General features: G+C 54.5%; 27 protein-coding genes and 4 pseudogenes. 11 read left to right on the forward strand and 20 right to left on the reverse strand.

Translation table 11 applies throughout. The features are described 5' to 3' along the window. The first annotated feature begins 150 nt into the window (after window positions 1-150). From ACZ5CE_RS12460 to ACZ5CE_RS12480, 5 genes and pseudogenes are all read left to right on the forward strand, one after another. Window positions 151-1,635 (forward strand): amidohydrolase family protein, encoded by a 1,485-nt coding sequence (locus ACZ5CE_RS12460; protein ID WP_464575233.1) that lies wholly within the window; start codon window positions 151-153, stop codon window positions 1,633-1,635. A 278-nt stretch (window positions 1,636-1,913) separates the two neighbouring features. Next, window positions 1,914-2,462 (forward strand): annotated as a pseudogene (locus ACZ5CE_RS12465) (IS110 family RNA-guided transposase); the annotation flags it as partial. 484 nt (window positions 2,463-2,946) lie between these two features. Then, window positions 2,947-3,988, forward strand: a pseudogene (locus tag ACZ5CE_RS12470) (IS481 family transposase). A 194-nt stretch (window positions 3,989-4,182) separates the two neighbouring features. Next, entirely contained in the window at window positions 4,183-4,638 is a 456-nt protein-coding gene (locus tag ACZ5CE_RS12475; RefSeq protein WP_464575234.1) for an EVE domain-containing protein, read from the forward strand. 113 nt (window positions 4,639-4,751) lie between these two features. Continuing rightward, window positions 4,752-5,549, forward strand: a complete 798-nt coding sequence (locus tag ACZ5CE_RS12480; protein WP_464575235.1) for a sulfite exporter TauE/SafE family protein — start codon at window positions 4,752-4,754, stop codon at window positions 5,547-5,549. A gap of 115 nt (window positions 5,550-5,664) precedes the next feature. On the opposite strand, the gene ACZ5CE_RS12485 is transcribed toward ACZ5CE_RS12480, so the two are convergent. The 16 genes and pseudogenes from ACZ5CE_RS12485 to ACZ5CE_RS12560 all read right to left on the reverse strand — a co-directional run. Continuing rightward, window positions 5,665-5,991, reverse strand: a complete 327-nt coding sequence (locus ACZ5CE_RS12485; RefSeq protein WP_464575236.1) for a type II toxin-antitoxin system PemK/MazF family toxin — start codon at window positions 5,989-5,991, stop codon at window positions 5,665-5,667. After that, on the reverse strand, window positions 5,978-6,196 hold the full coding sequence (locus tag ACZ5CE_RS12490; RefSeq protein WP_464575238.1) for a hypothetical protein: 219 nt from the start codon (window positions 6,194-6,196) through the stop codon (window positions 5,978-5,980). Before ACZ5CE_RS12490 ends, ACZ5CE_RS12485 begins: the two co-directional genes overlap by 14 nt. Window positions 6,197-6,331: 135 nt before the next feature. After that, window positions 6,332-7,234, reverse strand: a complete 903-nt coding sequence (locus ACZ5CE_RS12495; RefSeq protein ID WP_464575239.1) for a phosphoribosylaminoimidazolesuccinocarboxamide synthase — start codon at window positions 7,232-7,234, stop codon at window positions 6,332-6,334. Between the two features lie 12 nt (window positions 7,235-7,246). Next, window positions 7,247-8,491: a 5-(carboxyamino)imidazole ribonucleotide synthase gene (locus tag ACZ5CE_RS12500; protein WP_464575240.1), complete on the reverse strand. Its 1,245-nt coding sequence runs from the start codon at window positions 8,489-8,491 to the stop codon at window positions 7,247-7,249. Continuing rightward, window positions 8,488-8,979 (reverse strand): 5-(carboxyamino)imidazole ribonucleotide mutase, encoded by a 492-nt coding sequence (gene purE, locus ACZ5CE_RS12505; RefSeq protein WP_464575242.1) that lies wholly within the window; start codon window positions 8,977-8,979, stop codon window positions 8,488-8,490. Before purE ends, ACZ5CE_RS12500 begins: the two co-directional genes overlap by 4 nt. Window positions 8,980-8,989: 10 nt before the next feature. After that, window positions 8,990-9,433: a phosphate-starvation-inducible protein PsiE gene (locus tag ACZ5CE_RS12510; RefSeq protein ID WP_464575243.1), complete on the reverse strand. Its 444-nt coding sequence runs from the start codon at window positions 9,431-9,433 to the stop codon at window positions 8,990-8,992. A gap of 108 nt (window positions 9,434-9,541) precedes the next feature. Further along, window positions 9,542-10,333 carry an HAD family hydrolase gene (locus ACZ5CE_RS12515; protein WP_464575244.1) on the reverse strand — a complete coding sequence of 264 codons (792 nt, stop codon included), beginning with the start codon at window positions 10,331-10,333 and terminating at the stop codon, window positions 9,542-9,544. Between the two features lie 87 nt (window positions 10,334-10,420). After that, on the reverse strand, window positions 10,421-11,431 hold the full coding sequence (locus ACZ5CE_RS12520; protein WP_464575245.1) for an L-threonylcarbamoyladenylate synthase: 1,011 nt from the start codon (window positions 11,429-11,431) through the stop codon (window positions 10,421-10,423). A gap of 124 nt (window positions 11,432-11,555) precedes the next feature. Continuing rightward, a complete protein-coding gene (locus tag ACZ5CE_RS12525; protein ID WP_464575246.1) occupies window positions 11,556-12,308 on the reverse strand; it encodes an endonuclease/exonuclease/phosphatase family protein in 753 nt (250 codons plus the stop codon). Between the two features lie 193 nt (window positions 12,309-12,501). Further along, window positions 12,502-13,602 (reverse strand): quinolinate synthase NadA, encoded by a 1,101-nt coding sequence (gene nadA, locus ACZ5CE_RS12530; protein ID WP_464575247.1) that lies wholly within the window; start codon window positions 13,600-13,602, stop codon window positions 12,502-12,504. Between the two features lie 312 nt (window positions 13,603-13,914). Next, window positions 13,915-14,385: a dihydroneopterin triphosphate diphosphatase gene (nudB, locus tag ACZ5CE_RS12535; RefSeq protein ID WP_464575248.1), complete on the reverse strand. Its 471-nt coding sequence runs from the start codon at window positions 14,383-14,385 to the stop codon at window positions 13,915-13,917. A 73-nt stretch (window positions 14,386-14,458) separates the two neighbouring features. Beyond that, the gene (gene aspS / locus ACZ5CE_RS12540; RefSeq protein ID WP_464575249.1) at window positions 14,459-16,240 is read right to left on the reverse strand and encodes an aspartate--tRNA ligase; all 1,782 of its coding nucleotides are present in this window, start codon (window positions 16,238-16,240) and stop codon (window positions 14,459-14,461) included. A gap of 29 nt (window positions 16,241-16,269) precedes the next feature. Beyond that, on the reverse strand, window positions 16,270-16,941 hold the full coding sequence (locus ACZ5CE_RS12545) for a DUF502 domain-containing protein (protein WP_464575250.1): 672 nt from the start codon (window positions 16,939-16,941) through the stop codon (window positions 16,270-16,272). A gap of 22 nt (window positions 16,942-16,963) precedes the next feature. Further along, window positions 16,964-17,209, reverse strand: a complete 246-nt coding sequence (locus ACZ5CE_RS12550; RefSeq protein WP_464575251.1) for an FmdB family zinc ribbon protein — start codon at window positions 17,207-17,209, stop codon at window positions 16,964-16,966. A gap of 320 nt (window positions 17,210-17,529) precedes the next feature. After that, window positions 17,530-17,820, reverse strand: a complete 291-nt coding sequence (locus ACZ5CE_RS12555) for a hypothetical protein (RefSeq protein ID WP_464575252.1) — start codon at window positions 17,818-17,820, stop codon at window positions 17,530-17,532. A 50-nt stretch (window positions 17,821-17,870) separates the two neighbouring features. Further along, window positions 17,871-18,002 (reverse strand): annotated as a pseudogene (locus ACZ5CE_RS12560) (IS256 family transposase); the annotation flags it as partial. Between the two features lie 175 nt (window positions 18,003-18,177). On the opposite strand from ACZ5CE_RS12560, the gene ACZ5CE_RS12565 reads away from it, so the two are divergent. Next, the gene (locus ACZ5CE_RS12565; RefSeq protein WP_464575253.1) at window positions 18,178-19,098 is read left to right on the forward strand and encodes a hypothetical protein; all 921 of its coding nucleotides are present in this window, start codon (window positions 18,178-18,180) and stop codon (window positions 19,096-19,098) included. 578 nt (window positions 19,099-19,676) lie between these two features. Here the strand turns inward: ACZ5CE_RS12565 and ACZ5CE_RS12570 are convergent. Both ACZ5CE_RS12570 and ACZ5CE_RS12575 read right to left on the reverse strand, forming a co-directional pair. After that, on the reverse strand, window positions 19,677-19,886 hold the full coding sequence (locus ACZ5CE_RS12570; protein WP_464575254.1) for a heavy-metal-associated domain-containing protein: 210 nt from the start codon (window positions 19,884-19,886) through the stop codon (window positions 19,677-19,679). Between the two features lie 162 nt (window positions 19,887-20,048). Next, window positions 20,049-21,128, reverse strand: a complete 1,080-nt coding sequence (locus tag ACZ5CE_RS12575; RefSeq protein ID WP_464575255.1) for an urease accessory protein UreH domain-containing protein — start codon at window positions 21,126-21,128, stop codon at window positions 20,049-20,051. A gap of 549 nt (window positions 21,129-21,677) precedes the next feature. Here ACZ5CE_RS12575 and ACZ5CE_RS12580 point away from each other — a divergent pair. The 3 genes from ACZ5CE_RS12580 (at window position 21,678) to ACZ5CE_RS12590 (ending at window position 22,659) form a co-directional block, all read left to right on the forward strand. Beyond that, the gene (locus tag ACZ5CE_RS12580; RefSeq protein WP_464575256.1) at window positions 21,678-21,944 is read left to right on the forward strand and encodes a carboxymuconolactone decarboxylase family protein; all 267 of its coding nucleotides are present in this window, start codon (window positions 21,678-21,680) and stop codon (window positions 21,942-21,944) included. Beyond that, window positions 21,941-22,156: a carboxymuconolactone decarboxylase family protein gene (locus ACZ5CE_RS12585; RefSeq protein WP_464575257.1), complete on the forward strand. Its 216-nt coding sequence runs from the start codon at window positions 21,941-21,943 to the stop codon at window positions 22,154-22,156. The genes ACZ5CE_RS12580 and ACZ5CE_RS12585 overlap by 4 nt, the downstream gene beginning before the upstream one ends. A gap of 95 nt (window positions 22,157-22,251) precedes the next feature. Then, entirely contained in the window at window positions 22,252-22,659 is a 408-nt protein-coding gene (locus ACZ5CE_RS12590) for a cupin domain-containing protein (RefSeq protein WP_464575258.1), read from the forward strand. Window positions 22,660-22,827: 168 nt separating this feature from the next. On the opposite strand, the gene smbP is transcribed toward ACZ5CE_RS12590, so the two are convergent. After that, on the reverse strand, window positions 22,828-23,247 hold the full coding sequence (gene smbP, locus ACZ5CE_RS12595; RefSeq protein WP_464575259.1) for a small metal-binding protein SmbP: 420 nt from the start codon (window positions 23,245-23,247) through the stop codon (window positions 22,828-22,830). A 468-nt stretch (window positions 23,248-23,715) separates the two neighbouring features. Between smbP and ACZ5CE_RS12600 the strand changes: the two are divergent. Beyond that, window positions 23,716-23,916 (forward strand): annotated as a pseudogene (locus ACZ5CE_RS12600) (cupin domain-containing protein); the annotation flags it as partial. Between the two features lie 259 nt (window positions 23,917-24,175). Then, a complete protein-coding gene (locus tag ACZ5CE_RS12605; protein WP_464575260.1) occupies window positions 24,176-24,772 on the forward strand; it encodes a DUF1579 domain-containing protein in 597 nt (198 codons plus the stop codon). Between the two features lie 195 nt (window positions 24,773-24,967). Here ACZ5CE_RS12605 and ACZ5CE_RS12610 read toward each other — a convergent pair whose 3' ends face one another. Then, window positions 24,968-25,402: a DUF1801 domain-containing protein gene (locus tag ACZ5CE_RS12610; RefSeq protein ID WP_464575261.1), complete on the reverse strand. Its 435-nt coding sequence runs from the start codon at window positions 25,400-25,402 to the stop codon at window positions 24,968-24,970.

Below are 25,402 nucleotides of genomic sequence, written 5' to 3' on the forward strand. Positions count from 1 at the left end.
GTGCAAAAAGAGCGGCGATGCCGCTCTTTTTGTTGAAATTGAGCCGGATTTGCCCATATTTGCCTATCACAAGCTCTATATCGGCCAGTGGGGAAAATCGATATTCCACTCGAACCACAAGCTGCCAGCCGCTTTTGAGGAGGATTGCTTATGAAACCTTCCCACCCTCGCATCGATCCCGAAGGCACGCGCCTCCCCATCAAGCTCGATGCGACTTCAAATGGCGAGTTTGAGCCGGTTCCGTTGTCCCCGACGAATAAGGCGGCAAATAAACTTGCTCACGAAGCAGCGACAGTCAACGCGAAGCGTCTTGCCATGTCTCGAAGATGCTTTCTTGTCTCCGCCTGCGGCGCTGCGTCGACGCTGCTTGCATTCAATGCCGCAAATGCCGCGGCTGGCAAACTTGGCGGTTTTTTCGATCTGCCCACCGGCGCCGCGCTCGAGCCTTCGCTGGCCGAGACATCCCTGAGAGGTGGCAAAAGCGAATTCATCTTCGACGTGCAGGGACATTTCGTGGACCCCAATGGAGCGTGGCTGAAAAAATTGCCAGCCGGAAGCAAGCCGTTGAGCCAGATGCCCAAAACAGGTTGCGCTCTCGCGGCCGAGCCGGGCGCGCACAGCTACTTGCGCTGCCTGGGTCCGGAAGAATTCATCAAGGATGTCTTCCTCGATTCCGATACGGATATGATGGTGCTCTCCTTCGTACCTTCCAAGCCGGACGCGGAACCGCTCACCATCCAGACCGCCGATGCGGTGCGCAGGATAGTCGAGCGCATGGAAGGAATGCACCGCCTGCTGCTGCATGGCCGGGTCAACCCCAACCAGGCGGGTGACCTGGACTCGATGGATGAACTGAAAGGACGCTGGGGTGTTTCCGCGTGGAAAACCTATACGCAATTTGGGCCCGGAGGAAAAGGCTACTTCCTGTCGGACGATATCGGCACCCGATTCATTGAAAAAGCGCGCAAGCTCGGCGTCAACGTCATCTGCGTGCACAAGGGCCTGCCCTTTGGCAGGCAGTCCTATGAGCATAGCCAATGCCGCGACATCGGCGTAGTCGCCAAACGCTTCCCCGACGTTTCCTTCCTTGTCTACCACTCCGGCTTCGTCACCGGGGTTCCGGAGTGCGCTTTCGAAGGCAAGGGCGCGGACGATGGCATCGATACCCTGATCCAGTCTCTCATCGAAAACAATGTCGCCCCCAACAGCAATGTTTATGGTGAATTAGGCAGCACCTGGCGCTACCTGATGCGCGACCCTGAAGCCGCGGCCCATGCACTGGGCAAGCTCCTGAAGTACTGCGGCGAGAACAACGTGCTCTGGGGAACGGACTCGATATGGTATGGCTCACCCCAGGACCAGATCCAGGCATTCCGCACCTTCCAGATCTCCCCGGAATTGCGGGAGAAGTATGGCTATCCCGAAATCACCCCACAGCTTCGCGCCAAGATCTTTGGATTGAACGCTGCCAAGGTCTATTCGATCAATCCTGAGGAAATCAGGCGAGATGCGCGCCGCGACCGCATTGCGGGGGAACGGCTCGCTTACCTTGAGCATCCGGAACCGCATTTTCTTACCTACGGGCCGAAGACACGGCGTCAATTTCTTAACCTGCCCGGAGCTGGGCAACCTTGAACCGTTGTTGCCTGACAGTTTGATATCCAAATTCCACTGTTCTGGGATTTTGGGACTCGGCCTGAAATCCGGAATAGTCGTTTGACCGACTGGATACCTGCTTCCGCAGGTATGACGATTAGCGTTTTCCCCGAACAATATGAAATCGGAAGAACGGTAGCGCCCGTTACGTGTAGTAGTTCCGATTTAATCTAATGGGATGGTCGCCCCTTCCCCAAACGGCATCTGAGTGCCAAAGTGGGAATGGGAATTTCCACAAACGAGGAGAGGCGACCGAAATGAAGATTACGACAATCGGTATTGATCTGGCAAAGAATGTTTTGCAGGTGCATGGCGTGGATGAGCGAAGCAAGACAGTATTGAAGAAGCAGTTGAAGCGCGCTCAAGTGGTGGCATTTTTTGCCAACCTTGCGCCGTGCCGGATAGGAATGGAAGCATGCGGTAGCGCGCACCACTGGGCGCGGAAACTTGAGGCGTATGGCCACACCGTCAAGCTGATGGCACCGCAGTATGTGAAGCCGTACGTGAAGACCAACAAGAACGATGCCGCAGACGCCGAGACGATCTGCGAAGCGGTAGGTCGGCAAAACATGCGCTTTGTGCCGATGAAGAATGCCGAGCAGCAGGCGGTGCTGTCCCTGCACCGTGCCCGGCAAGGTTTCGTCAAAGCACGAACAGCACAAGCCAACCAGATCCGAGGACTGCTGACGGAGTATGGGATCGTCATCCCGCAAGGGATCGGCCACATGGCCAAGCGCCTACCGGAGATTATGGAAGATGGCGAGAACGATCTGCCTGGCGCGTTCCGTTTGTTGCTGCAGCGACTGGGGCAGCGGTCGCTCTAGCTAACAAGAACGCCCGCACGGTTTGGGCGCTCCTGGCACATGACCGGAACTACGAAGCCGACTATGGGATGGCGAACGAATACGGGTTCCCCGCAATATAGTTGCGCAACCAGCTCAAGTTTGGTAGAGCAGGTACTCCACCGATTGCTCAGGCAATCATGACGTGATGGCAAGATAGGTCAGAACCGTGACTGGCAAAACCCGAGTCTGTCAGAGTGTTTAAAAAGCACGTTAATCTGTTAGAGGAGCCAGTCAGCATATTCCATCAGGGACAGAGGCCTTGCCTCAAAGAAAGTCCGGATCTATGACTGCAGTCTTTACCTTCTTACCGTCATTGACTGAATGCTTGACAAACCGGGGCGACCATCTATGACAGTAGGGCCTTGCCAAAGGGTGGGGTTACCCGGTTTGATAGAGGTTGCGAAATCTTTATCAATTGAGCGCGCAAGCGCAAAGGAGTAACCCCATGAGTAGTTTTCAACAAAACGTCATCAAACACAAGGTAGGCCTGCTCAATCTGGCAGCCGAGCTTGGCAATGTATCGCGCGCCTGCAGGGTAATGGGCTTTTCCCGTGATACCTTTTATCGCTATCAATCGGCGATGGCGGACTCGATGCCCTGATCGATGCCAACCGGAAAAAGCCCAACCCCAGGAATCGGGTTGAAGAAGCGGCGGAGATGGCAATGGCCGCTTTTGCCATTGAGCAGCCTGCGTTCGGGCAGGTACGGGTATCCAACGAGCTGCGCAAACGCGGCATCTTCATTTCGCCCTCAGGAGTTCGTTCAGTCTGGCTGCGGCACGATCTGGAATTATTCAGGAAGCGGCTGGCAGCCCTGGAACGCCATGTTGCGCAAACCGGCGAAGTGCTGACCGAAGTGCAGGTTTGTGCCCTGGAGAAGAAGCAGGACGATGATGCGGCCCATGGCGAGATTGAAACCGCGCATCCTGGCTACCTTGGCAGCCAGGATACTTTCTATGTGGGAACGATCAAGGGTGTGGGCTGGATCTATCAGCAGACCTTCGTCGATGCCTACTCCAAGTGGGCGGCGGCCAAGCTCTATACGACCAAAACGCCGATCACGGCAGCCGATCTGCTCAATGATCAGGTATTGCCCTTCTTCGCAGGGCAAGGCATGGGCCTGATCCGTGTGTGACTGATCGCGGGACCGAGTATTGCGGAAAGCCAGAAACCCATGATTACCAGCTCTACCTGGCGATCAACGACATCGAGCATACCCGGACCAAAGCCAATCACCCGCAGACCAACGGCATCTGTGAGCGCTTCCACAAGACCATCCTGCAAGAGTTCTACCAGGTGGCGGGCCGCGCAAGATATACCGGGTCAATCGAGGAGTTGCAAATCGATCTGGATGACTGGTTGCGCTATTACAACGAGGCCCGCACCCATCAGGGCAAGATGTGTTGCGGTCGCACACCCATGCAAATATTGATTGACGCAAAGGAGGTTTGGAACGATAAAATCACATCACTGAACAGCCAAATCTGATCTGACACCGCACCAGGTCAAATCGGGTAACTGTCAGATGAAGTCGTGACTACTACAATTCATAAGCCCTCTCGAATGCACCTTTCGCCTACGAAACTCGAGCTGTTATACTTCCATCGGTGGACCGGTCCAGTCCAATGCCCATGCTCGATCCACGCCTTGCGAGCAATCCGATAGGCCCTTAAAAACCTCATATGCGCTACTGGCTCATGAAATCGGAACCTTCCGACGTAAGCATCGATGATCTCGCGGCTATGCCGCAGCAAACCGTCGCCTGGTATGGTGTGCGCAATTATCAGGCGCGTAATTTCATGCGCGACCAGATGCGCGTCGGGGATGGCGTTTTCTTTTATCATTCGAGCTGCGATCAGCCGGGAATCGCGGGCATTGCCGAGGTGAGCAAGCTGGCTTATCCCGATGCCACGCAGTTCGATTCCAGCAATAAATATTTCGACCCCAAGGCTACACACGAGACTCCCCGCTGGTTCAATGTGGATGTGCGATTCAAAAAGAAGACTCGCCTGGTTGGCATCAAGGAATTGCGGACCTACCCTGAACTGGCCAGCCTGCGCATTCTGCAAAAAGGCAGTCGGCTATCCATTACGCCGGTGGACCCTGCTGAATGGAAATTCATCCTGGGTATTCTTTGATGGCCTGCCCAGGCGTTTCGCCAAGCCTGGCCAAGATTTGGCACCTGCGCCGATCCGCTTGTTTCCGCCATTCCAGAAATTGAAGCCAGCCATCCATCATCATAGAACCTGAGGTGGAATGGGCGCCGGCTTATCTGCTGTTGGGTGCAGTTGTCGGGTATTTTGCCGGGCTGCTGGGCATTGGCGGCGGGTTGGTTCTGGTGCCCGTGCTGACTTTCATCTTCAACGCGCAGCACTTCCCGCCTGACCGCGTCCTCCACCTTGCCCTAGGCACTACCATGGCGGCAATCGTTTTCACCTCTATTGCGAGCCTGCGCACGCATCATGCCCACGGGGCGGTGAACTGGCAGGTAGTGAAACACATTACCCCGGGGATCATCATCGGCACGCTGACAGGCGCGACACTGGTGAACGCGCTCTCAAGCAAGGCTCTCAGCATCATTTTCATCATGTTCATTTTTTATGCGGCCACGCAGATGCTGCTGCGGATCTCCCCCAAGCCCAGCCGCGCCCTGCCTGGCAGGTTAGGCATGTTCGGCGCGGGAAGCCTTATCGGGATGATTTCCAGCTTTGTCGCGATCGGGGGCGGGCTGCTAAGCGTTCCGTTTCTCTCCTTTTGCAATGTCAGGCTGCAGCACGCCATCGGAACCGCGGCCACCATAGGCTTCCCCATTGCCCTGACTGGGACCATTGGCTACATCGTCAATGGAATGGCGCAGTCCCAGCCACTGCCAGAGCATAGCCTGGGGTACGTGTATCCGCCAGCGTTGATATGGATAGTGCTGGCGAGCATGCTGACCGCGCCGCTGGGCGCAAAAACCACGCACGTCATCCAGACGGATACTCTCAGGAAGATTTTTGTGGTGCTGCTTTATTTTCTGGGGATAAAAATGCTGATGGAATTTTTTTGAGGATCAAGCCGGACAAATTGTTAACTCAGCCATACGGCGCAATGCGCTTCGCTTATTGGCGCCCTACTGCCACTGATCCGAAAAAGAGGTTCATCTGCTGAGTATCAGAATTTCTTTATCTGGGCATCCCCAGATGAATCAGGATTGCATCTTCCACAGCCAGCATATCGATCTTTGACAGGATACCGGCCCGGTTTTTCAGGCGAATTTTATCTGAGGCCATGATCTGATCGGCCATTACCTTACCCTGCTTTCCATTTATGGTCACTAATGCCTCGCCAGGATATTGACGGGTCGTGTTGCTGGTCAAGGGGATTACGACAACGCGTGCGAGATTTCGGTTGGCAGCATCATTGCTGACGATAACAGCGGGTCGCGTCTTACGAACCTCGCTTCCGACCGCAGGGTCAAATTCCATCCACCACACTTCACCGCGTTTCATCGCTCATATCGACGGCAAGCGCATCAATCCATTCCTTTGCCCCCGCCTCTCGCTCCTTATCGGCAGCCATCGCCCGATACTCTTCATCCAGAGAATTATTCATGACATGCGGCCTTACCAAGTCCTCGATGAACTGGCTCATGCGGCGTTTGCCGACCGTTCGATAAAGACCTTCGTACACCGCTTCGTCAAGAGTAATAGTCATTCGTTTATGCATGATTAACCTCGTATTGTACGTACACGTACAACGTATGATAGTAGTTATCTCTTCATGCAACCAGAGGAGGGCATCATTATCCTTTCTTATAGACCCCAACGTCTTATCTTATTGCCTGCGCGGCTATTCCCTCAGCCGGCGCAGGGCTTCTTCATACTTCTTGCTGGTATTCGCAAGAACATCGGGCGGCAATGCGGGGGCTGGCGGCTTCTTGTCCCAGTCCTGGGTTTCGAGCCAGTCGCGCACGAACTGCTTGTCATAGCTGGGCGGATTGCGTCCCGGCGAATATTGATCAGCCGGCCAGAAACGCGATGAATCAGGGGTCAACGCCTCGTCTATGAGGTACAACGCTCCTGCTTCATCCCGGCCGAACTCGAACTTGGTGTCCGCAATGATAATGCCTTTCATGATGGCATAATCCGCAGCTTCGGCATAGAGTGCTATGGCCTTGCCCCGCACTGTGGCTGCCAGGTCCTTGCCCAGCAATTTTTCCGCCTCTGCAAATGAAATGTTTTCATCATGAAAGCCTGCTGCAGCTTTGGTGGAAGGGGTAAAAATGGGTTCGCCTGGCAATCTGGCCGCTTGCTGCAGACCCTGGGGAAGCGCAATCCCGGAGATGGCCCCGGTCGCTTGATAATCTTTCCAGCCGGAACCCGCGATGTATCCTCGTACGATGGCCTCTATCGGCAGGGGCTTCAGCCGTTTTACCACGAATGCGCGGCCGGCTACCTGCTCACGCTCGTTCTCTGCCACGACCGATTCGGGTGCAATGCCGGTAAGGTGATTGGGAATGATGTGATCGAGCTTTTCGAACCAGAAGCTGGATAGCGCCGTCAGCAGCCTGCCTTTTCCCGGTACGGGCGTTGGCAGGATGACATCGAAAGCAGACAACCTGTCCGTTTGCACGACCAACAGCTTGTCTTCATCCACGGCGTAAATATCCCGGACTTTTCCGCGATGCAGGAGCGGCAGGCTCTGGATGGTTGTTTCAAGCAGGCTGCCTTGTGCGTCGTTCCGCTCAGCCATGATTCGCTTCCGTCATGCGCTTTGTGCGCTATGCGCGCTGTCATGTGCATCGTGCCTGCTGCGCTGCTCCGGGCATAAGGATGCGGTAAGCGCCTCCTTGATCTCCAGCGCAAGCTGCAGGCCCGCTTCGACGGTTTCCGCAAGGACTGTATAGTGACCCATTTTTCTTCCAGGCCGGGCAGCCTGCTTGCCGTACAAGTGCAATTTTACATTGGGATGCCGCAATACTTCCTGCCATGGAGGCTCTCCCTCCCGCCACAAGTCGCCCAATAAATTCACCATCACGGCAGTTCCCCGCATTGCCGTGCTTCCAAGGGGTATGCCGCAAAGAGTGCGCGCCTGCTGCTCAAACTGGGAGGTCACGCAGGCGTCCATTGTATAGTGGCCGCTATTGTGGGGACGCGGCGCAATCTCGTTTACCAGTAGCCGGGCATCTGGTCCATCGCCCAGGATAAAAAACTCTACGCATAGCACACCCCGATAATCCAGTTTTTCGGCAATGCAAACCGCTATTTCGCATGCTTTTCGAATGATCTCCGGGGCTACCCTGGCCGGGACGATGCTTATGTCGAGAATACCGTTGCGATGCTGGTTCTCCGACACCGGGAAAGTCGCCACCTCGCCATCGAAACCGCGCGCCACGACTACCGAAACCTCGCTCGACAAAGCCACGCGCTGTTCCAGTACGCAGGGCTCGTGATCCATCGCGGCCCACGCCTCGTCAAGCTCAACCTGGCTGCTTACCCGCTGCTGGCCTTTGCCATCGTAGCCCAGCCGGCTTATCTTGAGGATGCCTGGAAGCAAGGCCGAACTCGACTCTGAACGCGCTCCCGGAAACATGCTTTTAACGTTCCAGGAACCTTTTCCATCCTGAATTACCGCGTAGGGAACGACCTCAAAGCCGCTGTCCGCAAGAAATTGCTTTTCAAGAATGCGATCCTGGGCAATGGCCACGCTGCTCGCGGCAGGACTGACCACGCCATATTCAGCCAGCGTTTTCAGGGAATCAGCGGGTACGTTTTCGAATTCCGTGGTAAACGCGGCGCAGGAAGACCCTAGCTCCCGCAGGGCAGCGGAATCCAGATAATCTGCGCGCACATGCCGCTCGGCAATATTGCTGGCCGGACTGTGCTCGTCCGGGTCAAGCACAGTCACGCGGTACCCCATGCGTTGCGCCGCCATGGTGAACATGCGGCCGAGCTGGCCTCCGCCAAGAATTCCCAGCATTGCTCCCGGCATGATGCTGCCAGTCCTCATGACGCTGGCAATGTCATTGCCAGGACGGTTTCCGCCTGGGTCTGGCGAAATTTGACGAGAAGACCGGCGAGCTCCGCATCTTCCGCTGCCAGCAGCGAAACCGCGAATAAACCGGCATTGGCAGCGCCGGGCTCGCCTATCGCAAATGTGGCGACGGGAACGCCCTTAGGCATTTGAACGATGGAAAGGAGTGAATCGATGCCCTGAAGCGGCCTGGAGGTGACCGGCACACCCAGGACCGGCAGGATGGTTTTTGCCGCGATCATACCGGGAAGGTGTGCTGCGCCACCCGCGCCAGCAATAATGCATTTGAGCCCACGCTCAACGGCGCTTTCCGCATACCGGAACATGCGATCGGGAGTGCGATGAGCCGATACCACCTCGGCCTCATACGCCACATTGAAGTCTTTCAAGACACCCGCCGCGTGCTTCATCACTTCCCAATCGCTGATGCTGCCCATTATGACGCCCACTCGCGGCTTTTCCATTAATGCCTTTCTAATCGCTGAGATTGTTCTTTTTGGAGGTGGAATCCGCCAACTCCTCCAGATCCTCGAGATAGGGATAACGCACGTGCCCATAGCGTATGACCAGCACAGCGATGGCTACAAGCACGATCGAAGCCGAAACGCCCAGGAGGTGGATATTGTCCATCTCCTTGATATCCACGATCACGTGGCGCGCCATCGCCACCATGGCGATGTATAGTGGAAATCTCACCGGCAGCTTGCCCGACTCGAAATACAATCCTACCATGGTCAGAATTTCGAGGTAGAGAAACATCAGCAGCAGATCCGCCAGCGTAACCCTGGCGTTCGTGACCATCAGCATGGTTTCCTGGTAGCCCGCGTATATCGTCGCCAGCGCGATGACGATCAGCCCCGCGCCTTCGAAGAAGTACAGGGTACGGCGGGAATATTGGGCGGCGCGGGGATGAAGCATTCTTCGGGAAAATGATCAGGTTGGGAAGATGGTAATACTACCTCTTCCGTATGACAATTCCAATTTCAGGCAAACCGGTGAACGATTGCACGATCTTGAAAAGCTGAATTATCGGTCTTTCAGCTTGCGCAGCAAATCGGGGTCCACCCATCCGTTGATACCATTGATACCGGCTCTTCCTTCCAATAGCTGGAAAGGCTGAGCCGGCTCTCCCAGGTCTGACAATACCAGCGCGGCCCCATCGAAGTTCTGCAGCTGGGTGTACGCGTTGACCGTCACCACCGTATCGAGCCCCGCGGCAAGCGATGCCCTTATCCCGTTCTCCGAATCCTCTATCGCAATGCACTGGCTTGCCGGCAGCCCAAGCTGTTCAAGAACCCAATGGTAAATATCCGGCTCGGGCTTTTTTCCGGGAACGATATCCCCGGCGCCGATCACGTCGAACCAGTCCGGAGAATCTTCCCCCAAAGCAGATTTCAGTAAGGAAGTCACATTTTCCGGCGTGGTAGTGGTGGCGATGGCAATTTTTATGTTCTCGTCGCGCAGGTTCCGGATCAAGCGCGCCACCCCTGGGCGCAGCGGTATTCCCCCGTTTTCGAGCATGTTTACATAATGCCGCGTTTTGATCTTGTGCAGGGAAGCAATCCAGCTATCCAGTTCGTGTCTACCCAATTCATCGGGAGCGTATTTTTCCATGTAATGGCGTATGCGTTCCTTGCCACCGGTTATCGCCAGCAATTCTCCATAGAGTTCGACGTCCCAATCCCAGCCGAGTCCCAGTTCGCTAAAAGCGGCATTGAACGCGGGGCGATGACCATCGCGCTCGGTGTCTGCAAGCGTTCCATCCACGTCGAACAGGACTGCCCGCAATGGTCCATTTTTTTCAGTATATGTTTTCAAACATGCTCCCGTTTGTGGTGTTCGTAGTTCGGTACAACGTACTATTTATTCGCTTCACCGCCCTCGCCGGACTGCTGGCCTCCGGAATCATGGAGCATGGGCAGCCCGCCGCAGGCGGTCTGAAACGGCCAGCCAGGCTGGATCGTCAGGAGGGGTTTCGACCAATAACCGGTCGAACCCGTCATTATCCAGATTGCGCAGGGTCGCATACAAGCGATGGCCATATTGCAGGGCATCGGCTGGCATGGAGACATTCAGGATATTTTTTTCATCCACCACTTCCGCACGCCGTTCCCTGCTCGATGCCGACCAGCTCACTACCGCAACGCGCAATCGCCGGGCTCGCAGTTCCAGGGCGCGCTGCCACAGCGCTTCTCCCGCCAACAGTTCGAGCGGCGTTGCCGGCGCATAGTGCGATGCTAACGATCCGGACACGCGAACGCGCTGCGCGCGGGTTCCATCTGCGAGGACCACATTGCCATCCAGCGCCTCCACCAGCGAAGCGAGTGGAATGCCACCGGGGCGCAGTACGATCGCGGTTTGCCCTTCAAAACCGACAATGGTGCTTTCCAGCCCGATTTCGCATGGCCCCCCATCCAGAATCATGTCTACGGCATCGCCTAATTCCTGACGGACATGGGCTGCCATGGTAGGACTCACATGCCCGAACCGGTTGGCCGAAGGCGCCGCAAGCGCCCTGTCCTCGCCAAGTTCCGCGAGCAGGGCCAGGGCAACCGGATGATTCGGCACCCGCAACCCCACGGTTCCCTGGCCGCCGGTCACATACCCCGAAACTTGACGGGTGCGGGGCAAAATCAATGTCAACGGTCCCGGCCAGAAACGCACGGCCAGTGCCATGGCCGAGTCCGGTATGACCCTGGCCCAGCGGCGCAACTGGGAAGCATCCCCGAAATGGACGATCAGCGGATGGTCCGCAGGCCGCTTCTTGATTTCAAAAATGCGCCTCACCGCGGCAGAACTGGAGATATCGGCCCCGAGTCCATAAACCGTCTCGGTCGGGAAGGCCACGATGCCGCCTGCCTTGAGAAGCGTGGCGGCGTGGATGATCTGGTCATGCATTCCGGGTGCACTGGTCATGCCAGTGATTCGCCGGTTGCAACGATTTCAACCCGAAAGCCAGCTTTTCCTGGCATACCTGGCATACCTGGCATACCTGGCATACCTGGCACATCCCACGCCAGCCCGTCAGATGCCCACGCGGTCACCTGCGGATCATCCTCGCGGACAGCACCGCATGATCAGAGATCCGTGACCACGGCCTGCCCTGGTGCACTTGCGCATTCTCCACATGAAAACCGCGCACATAGATTCGATCGAGGCGAAACAGCGGCAAGGCGGAAGGGAAGCTGCGCGCCACTCTCCCTCCAGTCAGTTCGAATACTTCGGATAGATTGAGACGCCTGACCAGTATACCGCTGGCGAGTTCGCGCCAATCGTTGAAGTCGCCCGCTATGACCAGGGGCGCATGCTTGGGAACAAGCTGTTCGATATGCTGCTCCAGCGCCTGCAATTGCAGGGATTGCCCACGCTTGAACAGCCCCAGATGAACGCAGATGCAATGCAGGTTCTCCGACCAGGCTGGCATGCTGATTTCGCAATGAAGAAGGCCACGGCTTTCGAAACGGTGCGCGGAAACGTCCACATTGTTCCATCGCACGATGGGATAACGGCTCAGTATGGCATTGCCATGATGGCCTTCATCATACACGGCATTTTTCCCATAGGCGAAGTCAGTCCAGACTGAATCGGCCAGGAACTCATGCTGTGGCGCGGGCGGCCAGTCTTCGAACCGTTCTGCATGGCCTTTGTGCTGCCCGACCACTTCCTGCAGGAAAATGATATCTGCGCCAAGGTTTCTTAAATTGTCGCGCAGCTGATGCACCGTCATGCGGCGCTTGAAATGGGAAAACCCCTTGTGGATGTTATATGTCGCGATATGCAGCTTGTTCAGCATGTAAGACGGCCGGCCTGGAAAGGAAAATCCTCATCGTTTGTTGGTCTAGCCAAGCCGTATAAAACTCATACCGGCGGAAGCCGGTATCCAGTGGCGTTTGAAACAGGCTGTTTGCCGGCCTGGGGCTGGGTCTGGAGCTGGATTCCGGGTCGAGCCCGGAATGACGAGATTCATGGTATTTTGGAGTCCGTTATTATAATGAAACCTCCAGCATCCGCTCCAGCGCAAGTTTCGCCAGCTCCGCTTCCGCTTCCGGAACCCTGATGGGGTTCACCACTTTTCCCGCCACAAGATTTTCCAGCGCCCAAGCAAGGTGCTGCGGATCGATACGTGCCATGGTGGAGCACATGCATATCGTCGGCGCCATGAACTGGATGATTTTCCCTTCAGGCTTGAATTCTTCGGCGATGCGCCCGACCAGATTCAGCTCCGTTCCCACCAGCCAGCGGGTTCCCGGCTCGGCTTCACGAATGGTATTGATGATATATTCCGTCGATCCCACGAAATCCGAATTCCTGCACACCTCGAAACTGCATTCCGGATGGGAGATCACCTTGCCCTCGGGATGCTGGTTGCGAAAGCGGATGATATGCTGCGGCTGAAACATCTGGTGAACGGAACAATGCCCCTTCCACAGCAGAATTTTAGCTTTCCTGATTTGCTCAGGCTCAAGGCCGCCCATCGGTTCATCGAAATCCCAGACAGGCATTTCATCCAGCGGAATGCCCAGCTTGTGCCCGCTCCAGCGCCCGAGATGCTGATCCGGAAAAAACAGCACCTTCTCGCGGCGGGAGAAGGACCATTGCAGGATTTTGACCGCGTTGCTGGAGGTGCAAACGATACCGCCGTGCTCACCGCAAAAAGCCTTCAGATCGGCGGCGGAATTGATATAGGTTACCGGGGTAATCGTCTCATCAGGGTCCAGCACCTCCATCAGCTCGCGCCAGGCGCGCTCCACCTTCGAGAGGTTCGCCATGTCAGCCATGGAGCAACCTGCGGCAAGATCGGGCAGAATCGCGGTCTGCTCCGGCTTGGACAGAATATCCGCCACTTCGGCCATGAAATGCACGCCGCAAAATACCAGGTAGTCCGCGTCTGTTGCCGCTGCAAGGCGCGAAAGCTTCAGTGAATCTCCAGTCAGATCGGCGTGCTTGTATACGTCCGCGCGCTGGTAATGATGCGCCAGTATCACTGCGCGCTTGCCCAGGGCGGCTTTCGCGGCGACGATGCGTTCCTCGCAATCGTCGTCCTTCAAAGAATCAAAGTGGTCAAACGCTATCGCTTCTGCTCGCATGGCCGCTCCATCAAGACAACTGAAACAGTTGAAAACAGGTCAAACAATGAAAACAATGTCAGACAACGTCTTCCAGGATCGGTTCTCCCCTCCTCTCTTCTTAAGGAAGCCAATTGATCCGGCTGGAAAATACCATGAATACGTCATTCCGGGCCTGACCCGGAATCCAGCTCCAGATCAGCAAACAGCCTGTTTCAAACGCCCTGGATGCCGGCTTCCGGCGGCATGACGTTTACATATACTGTTACTCGCCGGACCAACAGAGGAACTCAGGTAAGAGGCACCGTATGGGTTCACCCGCATAAGCCTTATTTATGGCTCCTTGGCTGTATTGCCGCCTTTCTCTCCGGAAAACTTCTGCACAAGAGTCCTGATCGCTTCCGCGTTGCTGGGAGAAAAAACCTTCTCCGCCGCCGCCCGCCAGGGCAGCCAGGCAAAAGCCAGATGCTCTCGCGCCGCCACCGAGACTGGAACGGGTTCCGGCACGAGCAGACTGAAAACGTGTTCGGTATTGTGCGTTACTTCGGGCGCATAGCGCCAGCGCCACTCCTCGTAGATTTCGTATCGGGTCTGCGCGTGCCAGTCGGTCAAAACATAGCGACTGGCATCCAGGCTGGTCTCTTCCGCCACCTCTCGCACCGCCGTTTGCCAAAGCGTTTCGTTTTGGTCCTGGCTCCCGGTCACCGACTGCCAATAACCGGGATGATCCGCCCTTTCCAGCAGAAGAATCTGCAAATCCGGCGTATGTATAATGACCAGAACGGAAACCGGAATCTTGACCATTTTCTCCGGAAGCTACATCGCAACTACCGCAATCCCGCGCTACTACAGCCACAACCCTATGACCGGGCGCCTCTCAGCTTTTCAGCCCTTCCACGTGCCGCAGCTTGATATGCAGTTCCCGCAACTGCTTCTCGCCCACTGCGCTGGGCGCATGGGTCAGCAGGCACTGGGCGCGCTGCGTCTTGGGAAAAGCGATCACGTCCCGTATCGATTCGGCGCCGCTCATCATTGCAACCACGCGATCCAGGCCGAAGGCGATGCCGCCATGCGGTGGCGCTCCATATTGCAGCGCCTCCAGCAAAAACCCGAATTTTTCCTGGGCCTCCTCCGCTCCGATGTTCAAGGCATGAAAAACCTTCGACTGGACATCCGACCGGTGGATACGCACCGAACCGCCGCCGATTTCCGAACCATTCAAAACCATGTCATAGGCCTTCGAAAGGGCCTGTTCCGGCTGTGTCTCCAGCAAATCCTCGTGCCCATCGGCGGGGGAAGTAAACGGGTGATGCAACGCTTTCCACCTGTTTTCTTCCTCGTCTCGCTCGAACATGGGAAAATCGACCACCCACAGGGGCTTCCAGCCCGATTCGGCCAAACCGCGCTCATGCCCGATTTTGACCCGTAGCGCGCCCAGCGCCTCATTGACGACCCTGGCCTTGTCCGCGCCAAAGAATATCAGGTCTCCGTCTCTTGCGTTCGTGCGGTCGAGAATGGCCTTTATTGCCGTATCCGAAAGGAATTTCAGTATCGGCGACTGCAGGCCGTCGAGACCTTTGTCCATGGCATTGACCTTGATATAGGCCAGACCCTTGGCCCCGTATATTCCCACGAAGGCGGTATAGTCATCTATTTCCTTGCGCGACAGGCTGCCCCCCTGGGGAACTCTTAAAGCCGCAACACGCCCTCCCGTTCTTTGCGCCGCCTCGCGGAAGACCTTGAACTCGACCTCCTTCATTACATCCGTGAGCTCGGTCAGTTCCAGCGGCACGCGCAAATCCGGCTTGTCGGAGCCGTACCGGGACATGGCCTCGGCATAAGTCAGGCGGGGGAATGGCGTCGGCAGTTCGATATTCATCGCGCTGTTGAATACGCCGCAGATCATCTCCTCCATCAGGCCCATGATGCCGGTTTCGTCCATGAAAGACGTCTCGATATCCACCTGCGTGAATTCTGGCTGCCGGTCTGCGCGCAAGTCTTCATCCCTGAAACACCTGGTAATCTGGTAATAGCGGTCGAAGCCGGCGACCATGAGCAATTGCTTGAATAGCTGCGGCGATTGCGGCAGCGCAAAAAAATGACCGAAATTGACGCGCGACGGCACAAGATAATCACGCGCGCCTTCCGGGGTCGATTTGGTGAGCATGGGGGTTTCGACATCGATAAACCCATGCTTGTCGAGAAACGTTCGCACCCCCATTGCCACCTTGTAACGCAGACGCAGGTTTGCCTGCATCTGCGGCCGGCGCAGATCGAGATAACGATGTTCCAGGCGCACGGATTCACTCAAGTTTTCATCATCCATCAAAAATGGAGGGGGTTGCGACGTGTTGAGAATTTCGATGGACTGCACCAGCACCTCGATTTCGCCGCTGACGAGATTGGGATTCACGGTACCTGCAGGGCGGTTTCTCACGACGCCGGCGACCTTGAGCACATACTCGTTACGAATTTTTTCGGCGCTGTGGAAAGCTGCGTCATTATCCGGATCGCATACTACCTGCACCAGCCCCTCGCGGTCGCGCAGATCGATGAAGATGACGCCTCCATGGTCGCGGCGGCGATGCACCCAGCCGTAAAGGACAACCGGCTGTCCCATGTATCTGGCATCAATGAGGCCACAGTAGTCAGTTCGCATGACGTCTCGGAAAATCGGGGAAATTGGGATCAGGGATTGTCGTCTGGCGTGGAGCTGGCGGTGCCGCGGGTATTCAGTAATGCTGCCTGTTGTGGATCGGCCACCCTTTTCCCATTGGCTGGCGTGACAACACCCATGGAAATAATATATTTGAGCGCCGCATCCACGCTCATGTCGAGCTCGATCACGTCGCTTTTCGGCATCATGAGAAAAAAACCGGAAGTGGGATTGGGGGTGGTCGGAACATAGACGCTGATATATTCCCCTTTGAGGTGGTTTACGACATCACCGCCCGGATATCCGGTCATGAAGGCGATGGTCCATGAGCCCTGACGCGGATACTGCACCAGCAGGGCCTTGCGAAATGCTTCTCCCTGGCTGGAAAACAGCGTATCGCTGACCTGCTTGACCCCATAATAAATCGATTTGACCACCGGGATGCGCCATAGCACCCCCTCCCAGAACAATACCAGCCGCTGGCCGATGATATTCGTTGTCAGCAACCCGGTCAGAAAGACCACCAGCAGCGTGAGTACGGTACCCATGCCGGGGATATATACCCCGATCAGCGCCTCCGGCCGGAGACTGTCCGGCAGGAGCAGCAGCGACTGGTCCATCGTGCCAATCAAAAATTTCAACGCCCAGGCGGTGATGCCAAGAGGCACCCAGATCAAAAGCCCGGTGATGAAATAACGTTTCATATCAATAAGCGAACGATATATTTCAGTCGGCGGCGCAAGCTGAACAGGAAGCATCGGTGCCGGATGGCGCAGCGGTCATGGCGTCGGTCTTCTTTTCCCCCGCCGCTTCGGTTTCCGTCTTGGGTTTCGGCTGCGAACCATTCTTGAAATCGGTGGCGTACCAGCCGCTGCCCTTCAATTGAAAACCCGCGGCAGAAATAAGCTTGACAAAAGCATTGCTGCCGCATGCGGGACATGCTGCAACGGGCGCATCATTTACCTTTTGCAAATATTCCTTTTCAAGACCACAAGAGCCACAACGATACTCATAAATCGGCATGCAAACCTCCAGCAACGCAAAATCACAATAAGAAATTATACCTCAGCCACTTGGCCTGCCCACAAATTAACCAATACATTTGGGCGAACCGGGAAAATACAAGATTGCCCCAGCCGATACCCTTGTTACCGATTACCCCATTTTTGCAAATGAAAAACGTCGAGGATGGACACGTCCTTTGACGGTCTTGTTACCGTCCGGACAAATCATTCCGCAAAGCCACCGTCTTGCCAGCGGAGACTTGTTCGGGACTTCCTTTCAGGGCTTCCTTAGTGCGCGTCTATGATGAAATCATCCCGGTTCAGGGAGTGATAAGGCTTTTCCTCGCAGAAGCGCGTAAAAGCCCGGTCTTTCGCCTCATCCTCTGAAGCCGCTTCTATCTCATAGTCGGCCAGCACACCGCTGTAATCAGGCCTGTCATTAGCGCTTGGCTCGACATGGGTAATCAGAACCTTGTAAATCATGCGCACCCCCAATAAATTAACCGAAGCTTCGCCATCCTTGCATGAAATGATATCTTCGGACGCATAGTCCAGTCCAACAATAGCACACCATGCCACCGAAAAACTCTTTCCATGGCTGCGGTATTCGAAAAATGGCCGGCCGGTCAACCCAGCGCACCATCACCGATGGCCAACTGCGGGTCTATCTTCAAAATGCATGTTTTCAGGTCCAGCAAGACCTTCTTCCATGATGCTTCCGATTGCCGGTAACCGTCATCTATGACCAGCAATTCCTTTTTTGCCTTCAGCGAAACTGAGAACAAGGTGGCGTAATTCGGGATTTTCATGATGGTTTGCTATTAATAATTTCATAGCCTATAAAAAGTTGAATGGTAGATATGTATTTTCCCCGTCGATTGCTCGATTACGAGCTTCCAATTGAACCACGTCCATTTATATTTGAAGGAGATAATCATGTTAATTGTCGCTGCCGATCTTTTTTCGGGGAGACCCAATCCTCAATGGTTGATTGAAGAGGGACCCGAACTCAGGGCTACGCTAGGACTTCTTTCCTCAGAACGGGGTGTTGTTTTTCCGGATGTTCCAATAGAGGCGGGTTTGGGATTTCGGGGGTTTAAAGTTGAGCTGCTGGATGATCATCTGGCCTATCAATTCGGTTTAGAGTCTTCCTTTTATATCCCGCTGGAACATCTTTCACGGCATTGGCGCAGCAACGAGTTCGCAGAGCGGCTCATTGCACTACTGAGCCGCGGAAAACGTCATGAGGTCAAAGAGTCTGAGACGCTGGGCGACGATGAAGCATTGCACCAATACCTCATGGAACAACTCAGGTTGTCACTGGCAGGCTCCTTCCAGGATCATTTAGTAGAACACCCTCCTGAGCCGCATCTGGAAAGACTTGCTCAGGTGTGCTGGATTGAATTGTGGCCGTTCAATCCCGGGTTTTGGAACAATAATGCTAACACTCTCAGCCATAACAACTGTTATAACTACGCTAGTAACTGGCGAACAAATACATTCGCTCAGCCTGGCCGCGGTTCAGGTCACATCTATCCTGCAATTACATGCCCTGATGTATCTTCAGGAGCTTTATCAGATGGAATGCACCATCGTTACGATTGCTTCCCGGATAATGAGAAACCACGTTTTCTGGTAGCCATGGTCGTCTCTCCCGGACCGGGATTCGTTGATTACCACTGGTATCGCAAACATAAAGAGGGATTCTGGGGGCACAAGCCTGGGGGTACTCAGGCCAGAAACGTTGATAATAGCGGCAATGTGATTTTTGACCCGCAAACGTGCAATCGCGGTCCCTATACGCAGTTCTGCGGCTATTTTTATGGATGCAACAGCCAACGACATCGGATCAGATAATCAGGAATCTGGCAGCGTTTCAGGCAATGATATGTTCAACGGTTGTCGAGCTTGATGTTTACAGCGGACAACCCAATCCGTGTTGGAAATTGGACGATAAAACTTGTCGGGATGTATTAGAGGAAATTAGTCACTTAAGGACGGAAAGCAGAAAGATTCCGAGACCTGCTCCACTCGGCTATCGCGGATTGAACGTGGTCACGGATATTGCCCCATTGGGTAAACGTGAAGAGTTCTACGTGAGCGGCGGCTATGTCTTTCTTCGCCATGAAGGGACGGAGAGTGTGCGTATAGATGTCAACCGGCGGACAGAGAAGAAACTACTCGCTAGTGGTATACGAACATCGAATACGAAGTTAAGGGCATTGGTATCGCAAATACTACAGGGCCTGACAGGCTGCTGAAATATCTGAGCGGGCGTCATCGTCATGCTGGCTGAAGCGTTGAACTGAAGAGTTCATTCAATCCCAACATATTATGCGCGGCGCAGACACCTTTACCGAACTCCCTGCGCTTCGCGCCTTGCTCTTACGCTTTTTCGTGTAGCAACGTGAGCGTAAAACAAGTGTTCACAGACTCTAACCCACAACCTCATAACCTGCCTTCTTTATCGCGTCCCTGAGCTGGTCTGGCCGGGTCTTTGTCTCGTCGTACTGAACTGTCACCTGCTTTTGTTCCAGCGATACCTCGGCGCTTTTCACCCCCGCGGTATTCTCCAGGCCGGTTTTAACCTTGTTTACGCAACCCATGCACGACATACCCTTAACGCTGATGATTTCTGTTGGCATTTCATTACTCCTTTTGGTTGAAGTTGACTCATAACTGGCGGTAACCGCCGTAACGATGCTATTACCGAGTCTCCATTTGACAGTGTTTCCAGTATTCAGGTTGGGAATGGCAGGAGCAACCGAAAATCGATTCATATTTCTTTTGGCTCACACTTTTTCAATCTACCTGCTCCCTCTTTCTATCGGTTCCATGTGATCGACTGCGGGCGCAGGTTGCTGCCAGCGAGACGATAAAGAATTAAAGTCATAACCAGATCCTGTCAGTTTGAACCCCCGATCCGCCATCATCAGGCCCATGGCAATAACCAGGATGGCTGAAGCGATAACCAGTTGACGCATGACGGAATGGGATATGTTACTGGCAACAAGGCCGAAGCTCAAAAGCGGCAATAGCGTACCCAGGCCAAAGAAGAACAGCATGGCTGCTCCCTCAAGCGGGCTGCCTGTGCCCGCCGCCATGATGTACATCGCCTGCAAGGGACCGCAGCCGAGCATCAAACCATTCAGCAAGCCAATTTCGAGCGGACTGCGTTCACCCCTTAATTTATTGGATACGCCTTTGGTGACGAAATGAGGCATACGCAAGGTGAAGCGGCGCAATGCCGGAAAGATGTTGAGCATTTTCAAGCCGTAGATTATTACGAAAAGACTGGCTGCAAGATTGATTATGCCTCGCAGAAAGGGGGTGAAGGTTATGGCGGAGCCCACCAGGCCCAAAGTGCCCCCTATCATCGTGTAAGAAGCCGTCTTGCCAACGGCATACATCAGATGACGAGTAGCCATTGTAGCGCGGGATTGCGGGCCGCCTGCGGTTGCATAACCCACCACAAAGCCGCCGCACATTCCGATGCAATGAAATCCGGTAAAAAAACCTATGGAAAACAGCATGGCATAGCCGAGATTGGGGCTCATCTCCCCCACCAGCCCCGGTATCATGCTTTTTCCCCAAAAGGTGACTCCGCCTACCACCAGCAGGAAGCACAAAAAAATCAGGCTGTTCCGCAGATACTGGCTGGGAGGTTTCGAGACGCTTTCAAACTCATAACCTTTTTCTTCGATCGCCCGGCGAATTTCGTTATCGCCAATCAGCCCGGCATCGAATTCCACGTCTACGGTCTGCTTGACATAATCCGCTTTGACATTCCGGACTCCGGCCAGATGCCCCACCGCGTTTTCGATGGTCTCCTCGCAGCCGGTGCAGTGCATGCCTTTGATTTTCAGATGAGCCGACCTGGAACCCATCTTTCCTCCTGGAGGTTTTTATTACAGGTTCACCCGTAACCTTCTTTTCGTGCAAAAAAATGAAAATACTTCAGCCGATATAACCATATACACATTATGGACATGGATCAATGCGGCATATTGCCGCATGCGACAGATTGCCGCAGTTGGAGGCGCTTGAATGAAAGCAGGCCCAGTTTCAGAGGAAAGGGGATGGAAAAACCTGCGGAGGCAGGAAGAGCAGCAAACCAGAGCAATATGGAACTCCCAAAGAATCTATGGTGTCGAATTTGAGCCGGAATATTGACCATTCAAAACGAGCCGACATTAACGGCACAGCCCTCGTGAAAATCATGTTTAAGGCTTGAAGCCGATAACTATACTATGGTAGCAAAGGCCGGCTGGTTTGAGTTGAATGGTGGATCGCTGACCTCTGGCGATAACCTATCCGGCTCAGCCCGCTTCCGGAATTGGCTCAGTCACCTATCGCCGGCGCGTCAATTGACCGATTTGTGCGGCGGTTTGATACCCGTCCATCTTCATAAGCTTGTTCATCATGGAGGATCTCTCATGACCCAGCGCATCGACTACCAGAAACAATCTCCCGAGTTGTTCAGGAAATTCATCGAGTTCAGCATGGCCCTGAGGCACTCCTCAATCGAGGAGTCGATTCATGATCTGGTGAATATCCGGGCATCGCAGATCAACGGCTGTGCGTTCTGCGTGGACATGCACGTCAAGGAAGCGACGATCCATGGCGAACGGCCGCTCCGCCTGCACCACATCGCGGTCTGGCGCGAATCCCCACGTTCAGCGCGCGTGAGCGCGCCGCATTGACATGGACCGAAGTCCTGACCCATCTCCCCGCTGAAGGTGTGCCGGATGACATATATGAACGCGTTCGCGCGCAACTGTCCGAAAGGGAATTGTCGGACCTGACTTTTCTGGTGATGGCGATAAATGGGTGGAATCGCGCCAGCGTGGGCTTCCGCGCCCCACCCGGTGCAGCCGACAAGGCATACGGTCTGGATAAAGCCGGCCTGTCCTGATCATGCATCGACGCAGCCACGTAAAGGTGCGTCGGTTCACCGAATTCTGGCGATCTGGGGGTCGCCCAGACCCGATAATGAGGAGAAATAAAGCCATGACTATTTTCAGAACTGTCAGAACTCTTACTGTGCTGCTGCTGTTGGCAGCCGGTACCGCCGGGGCACAGGAGGCGCCGTCCGCAAGCGTGACATCGCTGATGACCAAGGCGCTCGCCGATTATCCGGGCAAGGAAGTCCTGATGATCACCGTCGACTATCCGCCGGGCGCCGTCGACCCCGTGCATCGCCACGATGCGCATGCTTTCGTCTACGTGCTGGAGGGTTCGATCGTGATGGGAGTGAAGGGCGGAAAGGAGATAACGCTGACGCCCGGCCAGACCTTCTACGAAGGCCCGAACGATGTGCATACGATTGGACGCAACGCCAGTCTCACCAAGCCCGCCAGGTTCCTGGTTTTCCTGTTGAAGAGCAGCGAGAAACCCGTCCTTACGCCGGTCCCCTGATCCCCGCACGGCTTCAGGCACGATCAGCCCTGCTCCTCTCGAGGCGAGAGGAGCGGGAATTGCCCTGATCCTTACAGCCCTGATCCTTACAGGCGGGAGTTAAACGGCAAAAAACCAGCGAACAGCATGCCTATGCTCTTCTTCGATCCCGGTTTTTTTCCTTCTTCCTCACTTCGCCTCTTCTTTTTCCCGCAGATGCCTTGAAGCCCGCTCCACAGCCTCCACCGCTTCCTGGGTATGTCCCTCCCTGGCTTCATCAATGGCCTTATCCATTTCCTCGAAAATTTCTTCGTCGCGCTCCGCCTTCTGGTGCTCTCCGTAGATTGGTTTATGAAGATGGGTATAAGGATGCTCTTCGTTATCGTCAATAAGCTCTTTCCTGGCTTCTTCGGTGTGGCTGATCACGCCTTTCGCGTCGCCCGCCTTCCCGCTCTTCAAGGCCATTTCCAAGTGCTCTTCCGCCTTTTTTCCATGGTCTTCCTGTGCGTGGACCACGCCGGAAATTGCAGCAAAGGCAACGAGAAGAATTGTCTTGCTGTATAGATGAGCAGGCATCTTCATATCTTTTATCGGTCTCAGTTTGAACATGATTCACTACTCTCTTGTCTTGCAAAACGCATTACCCGATTTATCGCTATCCCGACTGTTGATTGGACGCGATCCGCAACTTCAATCATGTATATGCATTTACCTGGAAACCTGCTTATATCTTAAACTTTCAAATGAAAATATTGGGGAAACACTGGTTTCATGCTAAGAAAAACTATTAGCAATTCCTTAATAACCAAAGGGTTTAAGCTAAATGTAGAATAGGGCGGGACTCGCGCGAAAGGCATGACCAGTGCGGCAAATTCTCCGCCTCGTGCTCTAAAAAGGCGACGGCATATTTTGCCAAGGAGTTGCGGTATGGCATGCACTCATCCGGCACCAGAATCTCGGACTGGCGCATAAGGGAATGAGCAAATGGAGAGGTCAGACCTCATTTTTACCGACGATGCAAGAGTAGCCATTATTACCATGTCGGCCGGAGAGGAGTCACCTTAGCATCATCACACTCATGTTGCCGAGAACATTGTTTGCCTGTCTGGCAATATTGTTTTGCAGTATGGTTTACAAAAGACAAGGGTCTCCCTGTCGCCTGGGCAGATTCACCCAATTCCTCCCAGGATAATCCATAAGCTGATTAATTCAGAAAAAGAACCGTCGTCCTATTTGCTCATACAGAAAGGAAACTATGATTTCGTACCGAGCGACTGACTACAAGTCGGCGGGAGTACGCAACCTCACACACTCATTCCACTCATCCATACGGAGCACCACCTCCAACCTTCCGCTGCCCAGTTCTACATAAGGAAATAACCTGGGTTGTTCCGTATGAAACCGAACGGAATGTCCTGGATTATAGTAATAAGATATCTTATGGCGGCTTTCCCTCTAAGCTACTTTACGGCCATGCGTGAAAAAAGTAGCAAACGTAATTGGTGCACCAACCGCTTCAATATACAAGGAGGATTCCATGCGTACCATACAATTTACCCTAGCCACACTCTGCATGCTGATGACATCGGTTGCCTTTGCACAGGATAACAAGGCAGCGCAACCCATGGACCCGCAGGCTGCGATGGAACTCTACAAGAAACTGGCCACCCCCGGAGAACCCCATAAGCTGTTAGCCAGCCTTGCGGGAAGCTGGACCACCAAAACGAAAGAATGGATGGAACCCGGTAAACCGGCTGTGGAGTCCACCGGTTCTGCAGAAATGAAAATGCGGCTGGATGGACGTTTTCTTCAGCAGGAATACAGCGGCCAAATGATGGGACAGGCCTTCTCCGGACTTGAGCTAATCGGCTACGACAATCTTCTCAAGCGCTATGTCACAACCTGGATGAGTACCATGGGCACCAGTATCTTCATCATGGAAGGTACGGCGAGCGCCAATGACAAGACCATCACGTTGAAGGGACAACATGCCGAACCAGGCGGAGGACATATGACCCACCGCGCTATCTGGAAGATTATCGATAGCAATACTCAGACATTTGATATGTTCGGGACCCATCATGGCGGTAAGGAAATGAAGATGATGGAGATCGTTTACACACGAAAGCCATAGCAGCGCCTATGCCTGAATAATATTGACCGGCGAGTGTCTTTGCCTTATCAAGCATGCACCTCATCCGAGGGCCGGGTATGGAAATGGAATAGTGCTGCCATGGCTGGAACCGTATGAACGGGTTGCAAGAAAGCGGCGACCTCTTGACTGCAGATGTCCGAGGCACAAGGATGGGTGCAAGACCGCATCCCATGCCTACCTCGCTTGCCTCATCCTTGCCTTTCTGGTGGATGTATTGAGGGCAACCGCGGCGAGGATAAGCGCCTTGAACGCATCTGGGTCGACCTCCTCTCCCTTATGAATATCAATCGCGCGCCTTACCTTTCCATCGAGGCTCGAGTTGAAAAGCCTGGCAGGGTCCTCCAATGAGGCTCCCTTGGAGAAAGTCAGCTTCACTATCGACTGGTATGACTCGCCAGTGCAAATGATCCCATCGTGCGACCATACGGGAGTGCCCATCCACTTCCATTCCTCCACGACGTCCGGATCAGCCTCTTTGATGAGCTTGCGCATCCTGCCCAAGGTCTCCCCGTGCCAGTCCCCAAGCTCGGCGATCCTTTCGTCGATCAGCTCAGACGCGGGCCGGTCCTCGGTTGCTCCCGTCCTTTTCGTATTTCTTGTCGAGACCAT

It is taken from the genome of Nitrosospira sp. TNL200, from assembly GCF_055386305.1.